General features: G+C 39.6%; 18 protein-coding genes. 4 read left to right on the top strand and 14 right to left on the bottom strand.

All coding sequences use genetic code 11. The features are described 5' to 3' along the window. Positions 1–2: 2 nt before the first annotated feature. On the bottom strand, positions 3–968 hold the full coding sequence (locus I6F49_RS03695) for an ester cyclase (protein ID WP_197178498.1): 966 nt from the start codon (positions 966–968) through the stop codon (positions 3–5). A 10-nt stretch (positions 969–978) separates the two neighbouring features. Beyond that, a complete protein-coding gene (locus tag I6F49_RS03690; RefSeq protein ID WP_197119509.1) occupies positions 979–2,589 on the bottom strand; it encodes a sodium:solute symporter family transporter in 1,611 nt (536 codons plus the stop codon). A gap of 238 nt (positions 2,590–2,827) precedes the next feature. Between I6F49_RS03690 and I6F49_RS03685 the strand changes: the two genes are divergently transcribed. After that, the gene (locus I6F49_RS03685; RefSeq protein WP_197160224.1) at positions 2,828–3,841 is read left to right on the top strand and encodes a nuclear transport factor 2 family protein; all 1,014 of its coding nucleotides are present in this window, start codon (positions 2,828–2,830) and stop codon (positions 3,839–3,841) included. Positions 3,842–3,903: 62 nt separating this feature from the next. Here the strand turns inward: I6F49_RS03685 and I6F49_RS03680 are convergent, their stop codons facing one another. From I6F49_RS03680 to hisD, 5 genes are read right to left on the bottom strand one after another with little or no spacing between them, the layout of a single operon-like run. Beyond that, positions 3,904–4,926, bottom strand: coding sequence for an ester cyclase (locus tag I6F49_RS03680; RefSeq protein WP_197178496.1), 1,023 nt, complete (start codon positions 4,924–4,926; stop codon positions 3,904–3,906). Beyond that, the gene (locus tag I6F49_RS03675; RefSeq protein ID WP_197178494.1) at positions 4,923–5,693 is read right to left on the bottom strand and encodes an HpcH/HpaI aldolase family protein; all 771 of its coding nucleotides are present in this window, start codon (positions 5,691–5,693) and stop codon (positions 4,923–4,925) included. Before I6F49_RS03675 ends, I6F49_RS03680 begins: the two co-directional genes overlap by 4 nt. After that, positions 5,690–6,391 carry an alpha/beta fold hydrolase gene (locus I6F49_RS03670; protein ID WP_197178492.1) on the bottom strand — a complete coding sequence of 234 codons (702 nt, stop codon included), beginning with the start codon at positions 6,389–6,391 and terminating at the stop codon, positions 5,690–5,692. The genes I6F49_RS03675 and I6F49_RS03670 overlap by 4 nt, the downstream gene beginning before the upstream one ends. Before the next feature lie 14 nt (positions 6,392–6,405). After that, positions 6,406–7,413: a LacI family DNA-binding transcriptional regulator gene (locus I6F49_RS03665; RefSeq protein ID WP_197178490.1), complete on the bottom strand. Its 1,008-nt coding sequence runs from the start codon at positions 7,411–7,413 to the stop codon at positions 6,406–6,408. 4 nt (positions 7,414–7,417) lie between these two features. Next, positions 7,418–8,692 carry a histidinol dehydrogenase gene (gene hisD, locus I6F49_RS03660; protein WP_166420259.1) on the bottom strand — a complete coding sequence of 425 codons (1,275 nt, stop codon included), beginning with the start codon at positions 8,690–8,692 and terminating at the stop codon, positions 7,418–7,420. Positions 8,693–8,821: 129 nt separating this feature from the next. Here hisD and I6F49_RS03655 point away from each other — a divergent pair, with 129 nt between their 5' ends. Together I6F49_RS03655 and I6F49_RS03650 are read left to right on the top strand one after the other, a co-directional pair. Next, positions 8,822–9,562 carry an SDR family NAD(P)-dependent oxidoreductase gene (locus I6F49_RS03655; RefSeq protein ID WP_197178488.1) on the top strand — a complete coding sequence of 247 codons (741 nt, stop codon included), beginning with the start codon at positions 8,822–8,824 and terminating at the stop codon, positions 9,560–9,562. A gap of 18 nt (positions 9,563–9,580) precedes the next feature. Continuing rightward, positions 9,581–10,579 carry a cupin domain-containing protein gene (locus I6F49_RS03650; RefSeq protein ID WP_197178486.1) on the top strand — a complete coding sequence of 333 codons (999 nt, stop codon included), beginning with the start codon at positions 9,581–9,583 and terminating at the stop codon, positions 10,577–10,579. A 29-nt stretch (positions 10,580–10,608) separates the two neighbouring features. On the opposite strand, the gene I6F49_RS03645 is transcribed toward I6F49_RS03650, so the two are convergent. Then, the gene (locus I6F49_RS03645) at positions 10,609–11,493 is read right to left on the bottom strand and encodes a DMT family transporter (RefSeq protein ID WP_197178484.1); all 885 of its coding nucleotides are present in this window, start codon (positions 11,491–11,493) and stop codon (positions 10,609–10,611) included. A 120-nt stretch (positions 11,494–11,613) separates the two neighbouring features. Here I6F49_RS03645 and I6F49_RS03640 point away from each other — a divergent pair, with 120 nt between their 5' ends. Then, on the top strand, positions 11,614–12,135 hold the full coding sequence (locus I6F49_RS03640; RefSeq protein ID WP_197178482.1) for a sel1 repeat family protein: 522 nt from the start codon (positions 11,614–11,616) through the stop codon (positions 12,133–12,135). Between the two features lie 2 nt (positions 12,136–12,137). On the opposite strand, the gene I6F49_RS03635 is transcribed toward I6F49_RS03640, so the two are convergent. Genes I6F49_RS03635 through dinG form a run of 6 tightly spaced genes read right to left on the bottom strand, consistent with a single transcriptional unit; the run spans position 12,138 to position 16,977 of the window. Further along, a complete protein-coding gene (locus tag I6F49_RS03635) occupies positions 12,138–12,290 on the bottom strand; it encodes a DUF2496 domain-containing protein (protein WP_197178480.1) in 153 nt (50 codons plus the stop codon). Next, entirely contained in the window at positions 12,274–12,555 is a 282-nt protein-coding gene (locus I6F49_RS03630; protein WP_197178478.1) for a late competence development ComFB family protein, read from the bottom strand. Before I6F49_RS03630 ends, I6F49_RS03635 begins: the two co-directional genes overlap by 17 nt. Positions 12,556–12,608: 53 nt before the next feature. Then, complete coding sequence (locus I6F49_RS03625; RefSeq protein ID WP_197178476.1) at positions 12,609–13,502, bottom strand: histone deacetylase family protein; 894 nt, start codon at positions 13,500–13,502, stop codon at positions 12,609–12,611. Between the two features lie 13 nt (positions 13,503–13,515). Next, entirely contained in the window at positions 13,516–14,124 is a 609-nt protein-coding gene (locus I6F49_RS03620; protein WP_165735671.1) for a primosomal replication protein, read from the bottom strand. A 1-nt stretch (position 14,125) separates the two neighbouring features. Continuing rightward, the gene (locus I6F49_RS03615) at positions 14,126–14,902 is read right to left on the bottom strand and encodes a sulfite exporter TauE/SafE family protein (protein WP_197178474.1); all 777 of its coding nucleotides are present in this window, start codon (positions 14,900–14,902) and stop codon (positions 14,126–14,128) included. Beyond that, positions 14,902–16,977 (bottom strand): ATP-dependent DNA helicase DinG, encoded by a 2,076-nt coding sequence (gene dinG / locus I6F49_RS03610; RefSeq protein WP_197178472.1) that lies wholly within the window; start codon positions 16,975–16,977, stop codon positions 14,902–14,904. The genes I6F49_RS03615 and dinG overlap by 1 nt, the downstream gene beginning before the upstream one ends. Positions 16,978–17,022: the final 45 nt, after the last annotated feature.

Genomic DNA, 17,022 nt, shown 5'->3' with positions numbered 1-17,022 from the left:
TCTTAGTTTGCTGCAGTGATTTTATTTTGCATTTGCTCAAAAATATCAATACCCATTCCCTCTAATAAATGAGGAATATCGATAGCGACCCAGTTTTCTTTTAAAATTCCGTTTTCGCAGCGCCAAAAGTCCATAACACGCGGAAACAGTTTATTACCCGATGCAGGTAAACCTAGCCAGTCATCCCCTGTATGAGTACCGTACATATGCGGCCAGCCACCGGTGGCTACAAAATTGTCGTGGCTTACTAAGCAGAGTGTTTTATTGATCCCACGATCAGGGAACCCTTTTAAAAATGGAGCTTGGTGGTGTTCTCTAAAGCCACTAATGCCTCGGGTTGTTCCTATACCGGCTGGGCCATACCAAATAAAATCTGGGTGCCAGTATTTTTCTAAATTAATGCTGTACAGGTCTTTACCATCGTAGCGGCCAAGCTCAGTAAGCATATCAATTACGAGCTGTTCGTTGGCTTTACTTAGTTCGTCGTTTTTAGCTGTAGCAGGCACACCATCAAGTGTAGTGGGGGGCATTATTAAACCCGGGTAACCTAAGCTTGGACGCAGTGGATTTACACCCACTTGGTTCATTACATCGATTAAATCTAAAAAGGTATAAACGTTAACTACTTTATTGTTTTCTATTTGAGCCATTTCGCTATAACGAATAAAAATACTTTTACCGCTGGCTGGAATACCTAATAACGGTTTTGTGAATGTGCCAGTAAAGTAACCTGTTGCGCATATCCATTGCTCGTCTTTGTAGTCGCCCTCAATAGAAATAAAGGGTTTACGCTCTATATCGGGTAATGAGTTTTTAAGCACTTTAAAGTAATTATTAATTACATTTTGTTTAGATGTAATTGGTTCAAAAGGGTGGCTTACCTGCCATTGAACGGTATCCGCAAGCAATGCTTGGTTTGGTAATTCTGCAGCGCTGAAGTTTTCAAAAAGTTGTTCTAAAATATTCATTTATTTCACCTTATACAAAATGTTCAAATAACATGAGAGACGCGAAGCTCACTACAAAAAAGCCGAGTAACCAGTAGTTTATTGAGTCAAATTTACCTGGAACTAAATACCAACCATTTTCTTTTTCAGGGCGGTTTTGTTCTTTAAACACTTTTAGCTGACCTTTAATGGTGTACTCGTTGTATTCCTCTTGAAAACCATCAAAAGCGATACTCAAAACAATACTAAATACAACACACGTTAGGGCACCAATTGCACAGTACCAAGGCCACGCTATATCGGTGTAAAGGGCGCATATTGCAACAGTTACAAACGATACTAATGTGCCAATTAAGAGGCCTTTTTCGGTTGTGTGCTTAGAGAAAAACCCTAGTGCAAACATACCTAATTGAGCACCTACAAAGTATGAACCTACCTTGGTGAGTATTTCTAAAATTGAGCCTTCGCTGTAAAGGTGATACATAATGGCGGGTACAATGATGATGATTGCCCAGCCAAGGGTAAATAAACGTGTTGCAGCTAAATAATGTGCGTCGTTTTTTTCAGGTGCAAAATACTTTTTGTAAAAGTCGATAGTACTAATTGTAGAGAGTGAGTTAAGCGCTGAGTCGAGGCTCGACATAGAAGCAGCCATTACGGCTGCCGCTATAATTCCCATTAACCCTGGCAGACCATAGTCGGATGCAAACTGTAAAATAATTAGGTTGTCGTTTTCAAATGTACGTCCGCCGTAATAGCTGTAAAACAACACGCCCATAAATATAAAGAACAGGTAAATAAAGAATGCAATAAAGCCCATTAATAGATATGACTTTTTAGCATCACCAATGTTTTTAGCTGCAAGCGTACGCTGCACCATCATTTGGTTAGTACCGTAAACAGTGATGTGATAAAGCGACATAGCTAGCACGCCAGACCAAACGGTGGTTACTTGCGTGAAGTCGAACGAGAAATTAAGAGGGTCTAACTTACCTTGTGCTTTTAACTCAGTAAGTGTTGAGCTAAACGAGCCATCCATCGAGGTAATAAGGGCATACATAATAATGCCGGCACCAATAAATAATATTGCTGATTGGATAACATCGGTCCATATTACGGCAGTTATACCTCCTAGCATGGTATATATTAGTGCGATAATAGTGACTAAAAATATAGCAGTAATAACGTTAATATCTACAATAAAGGCAAGTACTAGGGAGGTTGCATAGAGTACAGCGGCTGAGCCCATTGTTTGTGAAATAAGCCAAATTGTGGAGATTAAAATCCGCGCTTTTTTACCAAAACGACGCTCTTGGTATTCGTATATTGAGGCGACACCTGCATTGTAAAAAAACGGAAAAAACAAACACACAACAGCCACAATAACGAGTGGGTAGTTTAAGTGTATGGCAATAACCGATAACCCCTCTTTGTATGACCACGCTGGCGCACCTAAAAATGTAAGCGCACTAACATAGGTTGCCACTACCGATATACCAATAGCCCACCAAGGTGTATTTTTTCGGCCAATATAAAAATCATTAGCACTGCTCACCTTTTTACTTATTACAAACCCAAGTATGAGGTTAGCAATAATGTACCCGATGAGAATGCTCCAATTCAATAATCCAAAATCATTCATAATTAATCCTGTTAGATTAGGTATTACGGGCTAATTAGCCTATTTATACTTTTTATTTTGAATCATCATGAATCACTTTGACTTCGAAGTCAATTGTCATTAGTATTATTTTAAATCGATTTATAACTTAGTATTTACAGGCTTTTAATTACTCTTTAAATAGAATACATTTTAGCAATGCATATTTATTTGCGGTTTAAGAGTGTTAATTTGATTGCGCAAACAACAAGGGAACATCATGGCAGAAATAATTAATAATAAGCAGTTGGTTCGTCAGTTTCATGCTGCATTAGAAAAAACACAAGGTAATGATTTAAATGCTGTATTTAAAGAGTACTTGGCAGATAATTACAGCTTTAAAGGTGTGCATCCGTTTAATGAATTAAATAATGCTAATGATGTGATTGAGCATGTTTGGCAGCCTTTATTTCATTCTTTTAAAGCACTTCAGCGCCGTGAAGATATTTTTATTGCAGGGCAAAGTGAAGCCGATGGTGGCGAGTGGGTAATGAGTATGGGCCACTTTATGGGCCTCTTTGATCGTGACTGGTTAGGTATTGCACCTTCTCATAAATTGGCGACAATTCGCTACGCTGAGTTTAACTGTGTTAAAGACGGTAAAATTATTCAAACTGGTTTTTTTGTCGATATTATTGGGGTGATGCTACAAGTAGGTTTAAACCCATTACCGCTCTCTACCGGGCAATACTTTACTTATCCTGGGCCACGTACCCACGATGGAGTTCGTTTAGGTGAAGGGAGCGATGAGCAAAGTACGCGCACAATGAACTTGGTTAATCAGATGATTGATAACCTAACCGCGCTTAATCAAAGCGGTATAAATACCTGCCCACCTGAAGTGCTTGCAAAAACATGGGATGAAAATATGGTTTGGTATGGCCCTGCGGGAATTGGCGCTACATATACAATTGAGCGTTATCAGCAACAGCATATGTATCCGTTTAGAGAAGGGTTAACGGGTAAAGTATTTAATGGCCATATTTGCCGGTTTGCTGAGGATGAATATGCATGCTTTTTTGGTTGGCCAAACTTAACAAATACCGCCATTGGTGGCTTTTTAGGTTTACCTGGAGCTAATACTCCTGCTGATATGCGCGTGGTTGATGTATATCATCGTGAAGGTGATAAGCTAGTTGAAAACTGGGTAATTATTGACTTACCGTATTGGTTAAAACAACAAGGCTTAGATATTTTAAAACGCACACAAAGTATTGCTAATCCGGGGGCGTAGCCTGTTTAAGCTATAAAAAAGCTCTGTTTTACAGAGCTTTTTTATTTATACGGCTTTAATTGTTAGGGCGCAAAGTTTAAATAGTGCGCTTTAGTTAGTTCTTTCATACGAGCTAATACATCAACTCCAATTTGATTGTACACATCAAGCATATCTATCAGCACCCAGTTTTCGCGAATTAAGTTATTCTCGACTCGCCAAAAGTCGAGACTACGCATGGTTATTTGCTGATTTGCGGGCGCAATACCTAACCAACCACCGTTACTAATAGTCATGCTCATACCAGGCCATGCAGTAAACCCTACGTAGTTTTCATCGGCAAATAAATAACCTTTACTTGCATCGCCTACACGATTGGGTAGGGCATTTAAAAACGGGATTTGATGCCAATTTCTAAAGCCTTTTATACCGCGTGCAGTGCCTATTGTGCTTGGTCCATACCAGCTACAATGCGGATGCCAAAAGTGCTCTAGCTTCATGGCTTCAATGCCACCTTCAGCATAAAATCCAAGATGCTCACACATATCGCCCACAAGCTTTAAACTTTGCGCAGCTTGTTCGCTATTATAAGGACGGGTGATTACCCCATCTTGTGTGGCAGGCCCTGGCACATGCCACTCTTTGCCTAAGCTCGGAGACAGTGGCCATACGTTTGCTTGCATCATTACTTCGGGAATATCCCAAATAGCTTGTACTTCAACCACTTTGCTATTTTTAATCCGGTAAAACTCATGAAAACGCATACTCACTTGATGCCCTGTGGGTGGAATGCCTAGCCATGGTTTTTCGAATGAGCCGGTATAGTATCCACAGCAGCCAACCCAATCAGAGTCGTTTATAGAGCTACCTGCCATTACAATGGTATCGCGGCGTTCAAGGCCAACAAATGCTTTGCTAAGGGGTAAATAGGCTTGCTCAATAAGTGCATTAGGATTTGCGAGTGTTTCAAACGGGTAGCAAAGTTGTATTAATGCGTCATCAGTAAATAAGTTTGTGACTTCTTTTTTGAGCAAATTTATATCAAAGTTATAAAGTGCGCTTCTGAAGTTTTTAATTAACTCTTTATTTTTGTTATGGATACTCATATTTTTGATTCACTTGTAGCTGATTCAAAGTCTGCACGTAATTGCTTAGCACCACTTAGTAAAAAGCTATGATCAGAGCCTAATAAATAAAAACTTACGCCTAACGATTGCCAATGACTTAGCTCACTTAAATTACCAACAAACATGCCACAGCATTTATTATATTTTGCCGCCGCGTTAGCTATTTTAGTAACGGCATCAATAACAATCGGAGCGCTTGGGTTGGTTTCACCGAGGGAAATAGTTAAGTCCATTCGGCCTATAAAAATACAGTCAATTTCGTTTATTTGGCATAATTCATCGATGTTCTCAAGCGCATCGGCATCCTCTATTTGAGCAATAATGCAGGTAGATGATTTGTTGGCTGCTAAGTTATCGATTAATGCATGTGTGGTATAGCCTGCAAAGCGGCTTGAACCTGCGTAACCCCTACCGTTGTTGCCATAAAAGCAGTTTTTAATAATCGCTTTTGCTTGCTCTGGCGTTTTAATGTGAGGTAGCACTAAACCATCGGCACCGATATCTAAACTGCTAAGTATAGTGGCGTGATCGGTATTACTTACGCGAATAAGGGTCGGCATATTTTTAGTACGCGCTGCCATAATGCAACTATCTAAATCGCCGCGATCAAACGGAGCATGCTCTGCATCTAAACACAAAACATCGAGATTAGTGTGAGAAAGTACTTCGGTATTATGATAATGAGTACTTTTTATAAATGTGCCTAATAGCAATTGTTGAGCATTTAACTTTTGTTTTAAATTCATTTAATAGACTCCAACCAATCTAAGAGTAGTGCGTTTAGGGTGTTACTTCTTTCAAGCGGGACGAAATGCCCACAATTGCCTAATAAAATAAGATCGCTATTAAGGCAAGCGTTATGCATTGTTTTTTGAATAGTGCTTGGACATAAAACGTCACGTTCACCACCAACAAATAGTAATTTTTTATTGGTTTGCTTAATAACGTTTAGGGTGTCTTCGCGTGTTGCAAGGGCATTTAATTGTGCACTAAAAGCGTTAAAACCAAGCTCATTTGCCATTGTTAATGCAAGTTCACTGTGCTTTATATTTGGCTGGTGGAAATAATGCGGTAAAAAGTCGTGCTTAAGTACGCTTTCTACGCCTGTAGCGTGTGCTTGCTCAATTTGTTTTTGCCTAATAGCCGGGCGTTCGAGTTTGTCGGCTAGGCTATTACTTGATATTAAGCACAGCGACTGTATAAGCTCAGGGTTTGATTTTAAAAGTGCAAGGGCAACAATCCCACCCATTGAAAAACCAATAAAAGGAGCAGGCTTTAGGGCTATGGTTTTAGTAAGCTCAGCCATTTTTGCAATGCTTGTTTGTTCAGTAAATGGAATAACGTGAGGGGTATAACCCGCATTTTGAAGGGCAATTATTTGCGCTTCAAACATACGGTGGTTACACATAGTACCAGGTAAAATATAAACAGGATTTTTGGCCACAAAAATTCCTTAATTTAGCGTGTTTTAATAGAGTTCCCTGTAATTAATGAACCGGTAAAAACTCGTGCTTCAGCAGCGGCTTGAGGGTTTTCAATACGTTCCATGAGTATGTCTACAGCGGCTTTAGTTAGCTGTTTCATAGGTTGTTGTATTGTGGTTATTTGATAGTTGTACCAAGACGCAGCACTAATACCATCAAACCCTACCACCGACACATCGTCGGGTACGCTTAAGTTTAAGTTTTGTTTGATTTCATCAATTATGCCAATGGCCATTACATCGTTACTGCAAATAATAGCATCGGGTAGGGTGTTTGTTTTTAACCAATCTTCTAATGCACTTCGTGCTGATTTATAGCCATAATCACCATAAATAACAGGCGTATTTTGGATACCTAAAGTGTGTAAATAATTTTGAGCTATTTCACGGCGCTCGTTGGCTACATCGGAGTCATCTGGGCCGGCAATAATTAAATACGACTTATGGTTAGATTGGTGTAATAAATCAATTAGCTGTTTAATGCCTTTATCGTGATTACAGCAAACTGTGTTTGCATTCGATTCAGGCACATTACGGTTATAAAGCACAATAGGTGTGCTGTGTTTAGCAAATAAATCCAGGCTTTTACTATCAAAGTGAGCCGCTAGAGCAATTACGCCATCAACCTGAAAGGTCCAAATGTTTTCGAGTAATTCATCTAATTCGTCTGCGTCATCAAGAGTAAAGAGCAGCACTCGTTTATTGTTAAGTGCTAGCTCTTTGTTAAGCTCAGAGAGTACCTCAGGGTAGTTCAAGTTTGCTCGCGATGATAAAATAACCGCGACCATACCAGACTGTTTGGTGATCAACATACGGGCAATGGCATTAGGGCGATAGCCCATTTCATTGGCTGTTGCGACTACCTTTTCGCGGGTTTTTTTAGACACGCTAAATCCGGGTCTAAATACACGCGATACCGCTGATTGTGATACACCCGCTTCGCGGGCTACATCATATGAGGTGACTCGTTTTTGCTTTGACAATGATTTATTTCCTATATCGTCTTACTCGTATGTCTGCTTGTTCTTTGTGGCCAGCGAACCCTTCTGCAGCACATAAACGTGAACAATACTCACCAACAACAACCGAGGCTTCTTCTGTTACTCGTTGGAAAGTACATGTTTTTATGAATTTTCCTACCCATAGCCCACCAGTATAACGCGCTGCTTTACCTGTGGGTAGTGTATGGTTTGTACCAATACATTTATCTCCATAAGAAACGTTAGTTTGCGGACCTAAAAACAAGGCTCCAAAGTTTTGCATGTTTTCTTTGAAGTAGTCGGTATTGCGAGTCATAATTTGTACGTGTTCAAATGCAAGATCGTTAGCAACTTCGATCATCTCCTCATAGGTATCACATACAATAACTTCACCATGATCCTTCCATGCCACACCTGCAATATCAGCTGTAGGTAATATGGTAAGTTGTCTCTCTACTTCAGCCATTGTATCAATAGCTAATTGCTCAGAGTTAGTCAGTAAAATAGCGGGAGACGTAGGACCGTGCTCTGCTTGGCCTAATAGGTCGGTTGCACATAGTTCGCCATCTACACTGTCATCAGCAATAACGAGTGTTTCGGTAGGGCCTGCAAATAAATCGATACCAACTCGGCCAAATAACTGTCGTTTAGCCTCGGCTACAAAGGCGTTACCCGGGCCTACAATCATATCTACTGGAGCAATAGTTTGCGTTCCAATAGCCATTGCAGCAACGGCTTGTACACCACCGAGGCAGTAAATTTCATCTGCGCCTGCCATATCCATTGCAACCACAATTTCTGGTGATGGCTTGCCATTAAAAGGTGGAGCCATGGCGATAACACGTTTAACACCGGCTACTTTAGCCGTTAATACACTCATGTGCGCAGAGGCTAGTAGTGGATATTTCCCTCCTGGTACGTAACAACCTACGCTCTCCATTGCTATGTGTTTATGGCCAAGTGTAACGCCAGGTAGTGTTTCTACTTCAACGTCTTTCATTGAGTCACGTTGAATTTGAGCAAAATTGCGGACTTGGCTTTGCGCCCATTTAATATCTTCGATTAATTGATCATCAAGTTGTGCATAACACGCTTTAATTTCATCACTAGATAGCCTGAAAGACTTCGGAGTCCACTTGTCAAATTTTTCAGAATATTCACGAATTGCTGCATCACCTTCAGATTCAACACGCGCTAAAATATTTTCTACAATATCTCTTACTGATTGATTTTGTTTTTGTTTTGAGTCAATTGGCTGACCTTTTTTTAAATGCTTTATCATTGTTTATATCCTTAGTGACTAGTTATTTTATACACTGTTGATGAGACGTACTGGTTAAATAATGTCTTGCATCTGTGGGTACTCTAATTAATAATGACTTCGAATGCAATATAGATTTTAGGTGAACAAATGGGATTTGATAAAACTCTTTTACTTGGTAAAACCATTTTGATAACGGGTGCGGGTAAAGGCATTGGTAAATCGTGCGTACAAAAGTGTGTAGATGCGGGTGCAAATATAATTGCTGTGGCGCGTACAAAACACGATTTGGAGCAGCTCAAGGAATATGCTCCTTCGCAAATAGAAATCTGGCCGCTTGATATAAACAGTGATGCTTTTTATGATCGTTTACGAGGGCTTACTAAGTTAGACGGTTTACTTAACAACGCAGGTATTAACCGTGTTGCGCCAATGCTTGAGCAAACAGATGACAATATTGATGATGTAATTTCGATGAATATTCGTAGTGTTTATCGAATAAGCCAAGCAGCATTACCAGCTTTAATTAACTCTGGTGCCGGTGCTGTGGTTAACATGTCATCTCAAATGGGTTTTGTAGGCTCACCTAATCGCACTTTGTATTGCATGAGTAAGCATGCGGTAGAGGGGCTCACCAAGGCACTTGCTGTTGAACTAGCAACACAAAATGTACGTGTAAACACGGTTGCCCCTACGTTTGTTGAAACGCCAATGACAAAGCCAATGCTTGAAAATCCCGACTTCAAAAAGTTTGTTTATGACATGATCCCAATGAAAAAAATTGCCCAAACGGATGATGTTGCAAATGCTTGTGTATTTTTGCTTAGTGAGTTGTCTGCAATGATCACAGGAACAAGTATAAAAATTGATGGCGGCTGGACCGCTCAGTAATTAATTTAGGAGAGAATAATGAGTTTATTTGCAGATCGCTTAGTACGATACGATGATTTAATTCCGTGTAAGAACGCCTTTATTGATACGCGTTCGCCTGGTAGTGATCAAAAAGAAAATTTTACTATTATAGGTCCAGGTGTTGCAGAAAACCCTAATCAGCATGTGCATATTTCTATACCACATGGGTTTAATATTGGTGGTGCTCGCCAACCTGCTGGGTGCTTAAACTCGCAGCATAGCCACTTAACCGAAGAAATATTTGTTGTACACAGTGGCACATGGGCATTTTATACCGGTGTAGACGGTAAAGACGCTAAGGTAATTTTAAACGAAGGTGATATTATTTCGATTCCTTTAGATATTTTTAGAGGATTTGAAAACGTAGGTAATGGTATTGGCTACTTATATGCAGTGCTTGGCAGTGACGATCCGGGTAGAGTACTTTGGGCTCCACAAGTATTTGATATGGCAAAAGAGTTTGGCCTTATTTTACTTGAAAATGGCAGTTTAGTAGATACAACGCTCAATGAAAAAGCCCCTGATGGGGTTAGTCCAATGGCTGTTACTAGCAGCGAACAAATAGCGCAGCACCGAATAATAACAGACGAAGAGCTTGCGCAAACAGTGGTCAGAGCAAGTGATTTTAATTGGAACAAGCACTCTTACCTAAGCCAATTCGAAGGTGTTTACGAAGCACCGCTAGTGGGTAATTTAAATGCCGATACGCCTATTCAAACACAACTAAATTGGCCACATGGATTTAATATATCAGCGTTAAAACTCCAACCAAATGCAAAAATAGCAAAACACATTCGTTTTGAAGAAGAGGTTATTTTTGTTCATCAAGGTAGCTTAACCATTGATTTAGGCGATAAAGTATTAACGCTTACTCAAGGAGATACATTTTCAGTTCCTATTGAGCATAGCCGAGCGTTTAGTAATGAAGCGAAAAATGATTGTATTGTGTATATTACTCGCAGGAATGATTCGCCAAAAGATCCGCAATTTATTTAAACTTTAATGCCATATGTAATTTAAGGCACTTAGCTTGTTTTAGCTAAGTGCCTTCTTCGTGGTAAAAAACCAGTAACCAGCATAGTGCCTACAATTACAAATAGTGCGCCTAGTAATGTATTTGACCCTATTTGCTCATCTAAAAATAAATGCCCCCAAAATATGCCAAATAATGGAATTAAAAAGGTGACAGTGAGTGCTGAAGTTGGGCCTATATCGTCAATAAGTTTAAAAAATAATATATAAGCAAGGGCGGTACATACCACGCCCAGTACTAATACACCTAGCATAACGTTGGTGGTTGGAACTTCACGTATTGGCATAAATAAGATAAGTGGCAATACCATAAAACTCGACGCCCACATTGAGCCATGGGCGTTATCGAATGGGGCCAGTTTAGGCGCATTTTTAGTGTAATGTGATGCAATGGCATAGCAAAGTGAAGCGCTTAATGCCGCTACTATGGCTATGATTGATTGGCTATTTAATACAAAGTGATTTTGGCCAACGAGTATTGCAACACCTATTAAGCCAAGTAGTAAACCAAGCACCATACTTTTATTGGGCTTTGTTTTCGTCCATAAAATACCTACTACTGCGCCCCAAATAGGAGTTGTTGAATTTAAAATTGATAAAGTAGAAGCGCTTATAGTTTGAGCTGCGTAAGCAAAAAATAAAAACGGCAGAGCCGAATTAAACGCGCCTATAATAAAAAAGTGTTTTTTGTGTTCAGTAAAGGCTAAACGGCGCTTTAAATACAAGGCAACAATAAATAAAGTAACTGCAGCAAAGCCGACTCTAAACTCAATTAATACTGCAGGCCCCAAGCTGTTAGCTGCCATTCGCATAAATAAAAATGATGCGCCCCAAATAGCGGCCAGAAAAAATAATCGCAGTAAGCTTGCTAAGGTCATGATAGTATTTTAATTATGCATATTGGGTTTTAGAATAGCAGGGTTTATAAACCCTGTAAGCCATATTCGGAACTGGCATATAAAAACCTAAATTCAAGAAATAATAAATTAAGGATAAGAATGAAAAAATTCTCAGTAGCTTCTATGGTATTTATCACTTTGTTGGGGGGATGTAATTCTAGCCCAATCAACCTTTATAGTGATACCACCATGAAAAAGAATGAATATAATGGTATTAAAGCGTATCGAAAAGGGCAGTTTGAGGCCGCTTTCAATTATTTAAAAGAGCCTGCTGGGCTAGGCTATAAAAGCGCACAGTACACATTGGCGTTTATGTTTTTGAAAGGCCAATACTTGGAGCAATCTACTAAACTAGGGATGGGCTGGCTAGGCGTTGCAAAGGAAGCGGGGGTTGAAAATTGGTCTGCGCAATACGATGTATTTTACAGTGCAGCGAATACGCAGCAAAAACAACAAATAGACGAAACAGTTGCGTTGTATATAACGCAATTTGGCGTTAAGGCACAAAATATGACCTGTCGTCGTTCAACTTCGCCTAGGCGTACATTTGGTGAAGTTAAAATTGATTGCACTAAGCACGAAGGTATCGTTACCGAGCACGACATACAAATAATAGAATAGAGTTATAGCCTTTCTAGCTTCTTTTCAAAGTCGCTTTTAACTATTTCAAGTGCTTTGAGTACTTCTTCTGGAGCAACATCGTGTTGCTCTAAAATCATTATTAAATCTACTGCAAGTTTAATATGCGTAGGGGCTTGATCAAGTGGGTTTGTCATTTAACTCTTTCTTTTTTGATATTTGGTTAATGGCAACATTTATAGCTGTTTGCACACGTTGTTCCATATGTATACGCTCTGATTGTGGTAAATAAAATGCCATATCAACATCGTAGCGAATGTATCGTGGTGGGAGTTGGTTTAGTACTGTACAGCAAAAGTCAGCCATTACGTCTTCATCATATTTTTCGTCAAGTTTAAGTTTGATAACTTCCTCGACTACAATTTTCTCGTAATAGTTGTGTATGTCTTCGTGTAATCGCATATTCCCACCGCTTTAAAAAATAATCCGTTTAACTGAGTCTATACTAAGGCTTGCTATAAATCGATAGCGGCTTTAAAGAGTTGTTTATGAACGTTAATTAGCTCACTTAAATTACGCTGATAACCTCCGCCTAGGGCGCACATTAGTGGAGTTTGTTGTTGCTTACAAAAGTTGAGAACAAAAAAATCGCGCTTATATACGCCATCCAGTGACACATCAAACAAACCTAACTCGTCTTTAGCGTAAATATCAGCGCCTGCGTTATACAAAATAATATCTGGATTATGAATACGCACGCAAAAATCGAGTGCTTGCCATACTGTAGTAAGGTATTCAGTGTCGGTTGTTTTAGCAGGTAATGCAAAATCGTAAGTAGACTGTTGTTTATTACGCGGGAAGTTTTGTTCACAATGAATTGAGCAGGTAATTATTTGGTCATTTTTTTGAGTGATTTGCGCTGTGCCATCGCCTTGATGTACGTCGCAATCAAAAATTAAAACAGTGTCAGCTTGCTCTGTATTTATTAAATGTGCAGCGGTAATAGCTAAATCATTAAAAATACAAAAACCACTGCCAAAATCACTATAAGCATGATGATAACCACCGCTCAAGTTAAAGGTTAGATCGTGACTAAAAGCCGCTTCAGCTGCTTGAATACTCCCGCCAATTGATAAAAGAGTACGCTCTACAAGTTGTTGCGAGTAGGGGAATCCCATCTTTTTAATTGCTTTATTGCCTAGAGTCCCATTTAAAAAGTCATCTATATAACGTTGGTTATGACATAGCGCAAGTTGAGGTGCGGTTGCTTTTTTAGGTTCTTGAAAAGCACTTGCCAAAACACCGAGGCTTTCTATTTCGGTTTTAAGTAACTTATACTTTTGAATAGGAAACCGATGACGTTCTGGCAGTATAAGGTCTGAATACAATGGGTGATAATAAAGCTGCATAGTAAAGTGCGCCTTAACGCAGTTGTTGTTTTTCTACTTGTTGTATTTTGTCTTCAGTGGCAGAAATTGCTTTTCTGCAGCGACCTAACCGAGCATGTGTGCTTAATATTTCAAGGTTAAGCTTTTGTGCTTTAGCAGGCGAGGCTTTATCCATTTGCATTTTTCGCTCTTCAATCATGAGTACTAACCGACGTTCAAACTCATGGTTTTGTTTTAATTCGTCATAAAGCTCGTGCGATGATTGCATTATTTTTTGTACAGCGTGCTTATAAACAGTTTGCTTAGGGCGAGGTTTATAATGGCTTTTGTTTTCTTTAACCCAAATAGGCGTTGATTTAATAACATTAAACACGGCTTGTACTTGTGCGCCAATGCGTTCAAGTGCGTAGGTATAAGCATGACGATGCTCGCTTGGCGGTAATCGTGACACTTCGTCTTCAATTTCTATTACGTAATCGACTAGGTTCATGCTTTTTGTACTAAAAACTGCGCGGTCAAACAAGCTCGGTTGCGCCTGCATATAACGGTTTTTAGAAAACAGTTTAGCTTTATCAAATTGCTCAGCTTGTTGTTTTAGCGTTGCAACTTGTTGGCGTAGTTTATCTAAAGCCATTGAATGCATATTAAAAGTAAGCCTCGTAAATTAGTTTTAATGCTAAAAGTATAACCATAGTATTAAATACAGGGCGAATAAATTTACTACCAAAGCGTATTGCCGAATGCGCGCCAAACCATGCGCCTAGCATAATAAAAAAGCCCATCGTTATGCCAAGTAAAAAGTTTACATGGCCGAGTGCTACAAAGGTAATTAAAGATATAAAGTTAGAAACAAAGTTCATTGAACGCGCTAAGCCACAATTGAGTAGCAAGTTCATATTATAAAGCATGCCATTGGAGGCTGTCCAAAAAGTGCCAGTACCTGGGCCTGCTAAACCATCAAAAAAGCCTAATACTAAACCTTGTAGCCATTGTTTTATTTTCATCGCTTTGTTTAGTTTAGGAAGTTCATCGCCTTCCGTGGTGCTTAAATTACCAAATAAGCTATAGGCAGCAACTAAAATAATAATAATTGGGAGTAGTTTGTTTAAAAAATCGATACTTAAATGGTCAACAATAACAGTGCCTATCAATGCACCTATTGCGGTAGCAATAATGGAGGCAGCCCAAAACTTTGGACTAAATAAGTTCTTTTTATAATAGGTATAGCTTGCTGTTAAGGAGCCAAAACTTGCAGCTAGTTTATTGGTGCCTAATGTTAAATGTGGAGGTAAGCCAGCAGTTAATAAAGCGGGCACAGTCAGCATGCCACCGCCACCGGCGATAGCGTCTATAAAACCTGCGGCAAGTGCAACAGCACATAAAACAGCCCAGGTTGTTGGATCGAGTGCGAGTTCAAACATTAATAATCTATTTGTCTTTTAAAAGGTGGTAGGGTGTCGAGCATGGCTTTACCGTATCGCTTAGTAACTAAGCGTCTATCGAGAATAGTAATACAGCCTTCATCACTCTCTTTTCGCAGCAGTCTACCACAGCTTTGTACCAATTTCTTTGCGGCGTCTGGCACGGTAATCGTTAAAAACGGGTTACCGCCTTTGCTTTGTACAAATTCTGCTTGCGCTTCTTCTATTGGCGAAGTAGGTACAGCAAACGGGATTTTAGTAATTATTAAGTTCTCTAAATATTTTCCTGGTAAATCAAGACCTTCTGAAAGGCTTTGTGTTCCAAATAAAATACTGCCTTTGCCTTCGTCTACATTTTTGGTGTGTAACTTAAGCAACGCTTCTCGCGACATCTCACCTTGTACTAATAAGTTAAAACCTTTTGTTCTAAGAAACTTTGTTACGTGGTCCATTTGCCAATAAGAAGCGAACAATACAAGGTTCGCTTTTTTATCATCTAGGTACTCTGGTAAAGTTTTAGCTAAGTGGTCACTAAAGTCTTTATCGGTTGGCTCTACTTTTGATACAGGAATACGTAAAGTGGCTTGTTTGGGATAATCAAAAGGAGAAGGTACTTTAATAAATTTAACGCCTTCTTCTTTGGCAAGCCCAGTTTCGTAAGCAAAGTGATCAAATGAGCCGAGTGCACTTAATGTGGCTGAGCACAAAACAGCGCCCGCGCATTCGCGCCATAATTTATCTTTTAAGTAATAACCGACTTCAATAGGGCAGTCGCTTAATAAGTGATCGTGATGGCTTTTATATTCAAGGCGTTTTATCCACCGTGCATGCGGAGCACCTTCGCCTTTTTTAGCGTAGCTAAACCAAAGTTTGTTTAGCTGCTCTAATCTGTTTATGTATTGCCCGCTTTCGCCTAGTATTGGGTCGGCAACGTAAGGTTTTATATCGCCGTCACTTACATCTTGGGTAAGGGTGTCGTGCATTTTGTTTAAGCAGCGCAGCGCATCTTGCGTGGCTTCGCTTATGTCTTTTGCTTTACTGTGCAATGATTCTGGAATTTCACCGTGTTCAAAGCGATAAGTATCGTCTTTTGAGTACTCAAAATCGGCTTTGTCGAGAATATCACGCACTACTTTTAAATCTTTATTAGCATCGTTAATACTGTCGCAAAGCTTAAAGTTTTGCCCAATAGCCCTTTGCCCCACTAAAATTTTAGCCATTTTTCCGCTAAACTTGGTGAGCTTATCAAGCCATTCTATCGTGCCTTTAATTGTTGCAGCAGCTGATGAAAAGTCGCGTGTGATGTGCGCCAAATGATGCGCTTCATCAATAACATAAATAGTGTTGTCGGGTTCGGGTAAAATTTTACCACCGCCTAAGTCTAAATCGGCAAGTAGTAATGAGTGATTAATTACCAGAACATCCATTTGCATTAATTGATTACGAGCAAGTTGAAACGGACACGTTTGATGGGCCTTCATTTGACGTTGGCAAGAATGTTTATCGCAAGCTATTAAGTTCCACACTCTGTCGGGTACTGTGTCAGCCCAGCTGTCTCTATCGCCTTGCCATTTTTTATTAACATAGGCGTTGTATAACTCATTTAAACATTTGGTTTCCATTGCGCTCAGTGGTGAAGTAAGCGTTGGCATAAAGTCCATTTGTGTTTGGCTATCGCCGTTTACAGCATTATGTAATTTGTGGGCACAAATATAACGATGGCGACCTTTTACCAAATCAAATTTAAAGTCGAGGCCTGAATGTTTTTTAAAAAATGGCAGTTCTTTTGCTATTAATTGCTCTTGAAGTGCAACGGTTGCGGTAGAAATAACTAGCTTCTTTTTTTGCGCTAAGGCAAGAGGCAGTGCGCCTAAACAATAAGCAAGGGACTTACCTGTGCCGGTGCCAGCTTCAATAACACATATGCGCTGCTTTTTATGGTATTCACCTGCAAGGGTTTTTGCTATTTCAGCAACAAGGTAGTTTTGACTGCTGCGAGGGCGATAATCGTTTAGGTTACTAGCCACATGCTGGTGTACTTGCCTAATTGTTTTTTTTAGTGAGTCAGAAAGCATGGGATGATTTACCTAAAGTATGTATATAATTACAGTGCTATGGAT

The sequence above is a fragment of the Pseudoalteromonas sp. SWN166 genome (genome assembly GCF_015864485.1).
GTDB lineage: Bacteria > Pseudomonadota > Gammaproteobacteria > Enterobacterales > Alteromonadaceae > Pseudoalteromonas.
Note: the sequence above shows the minus strand (reverse complement) of the source record. Positions and strands in the feature narration are given on the sequence as shown.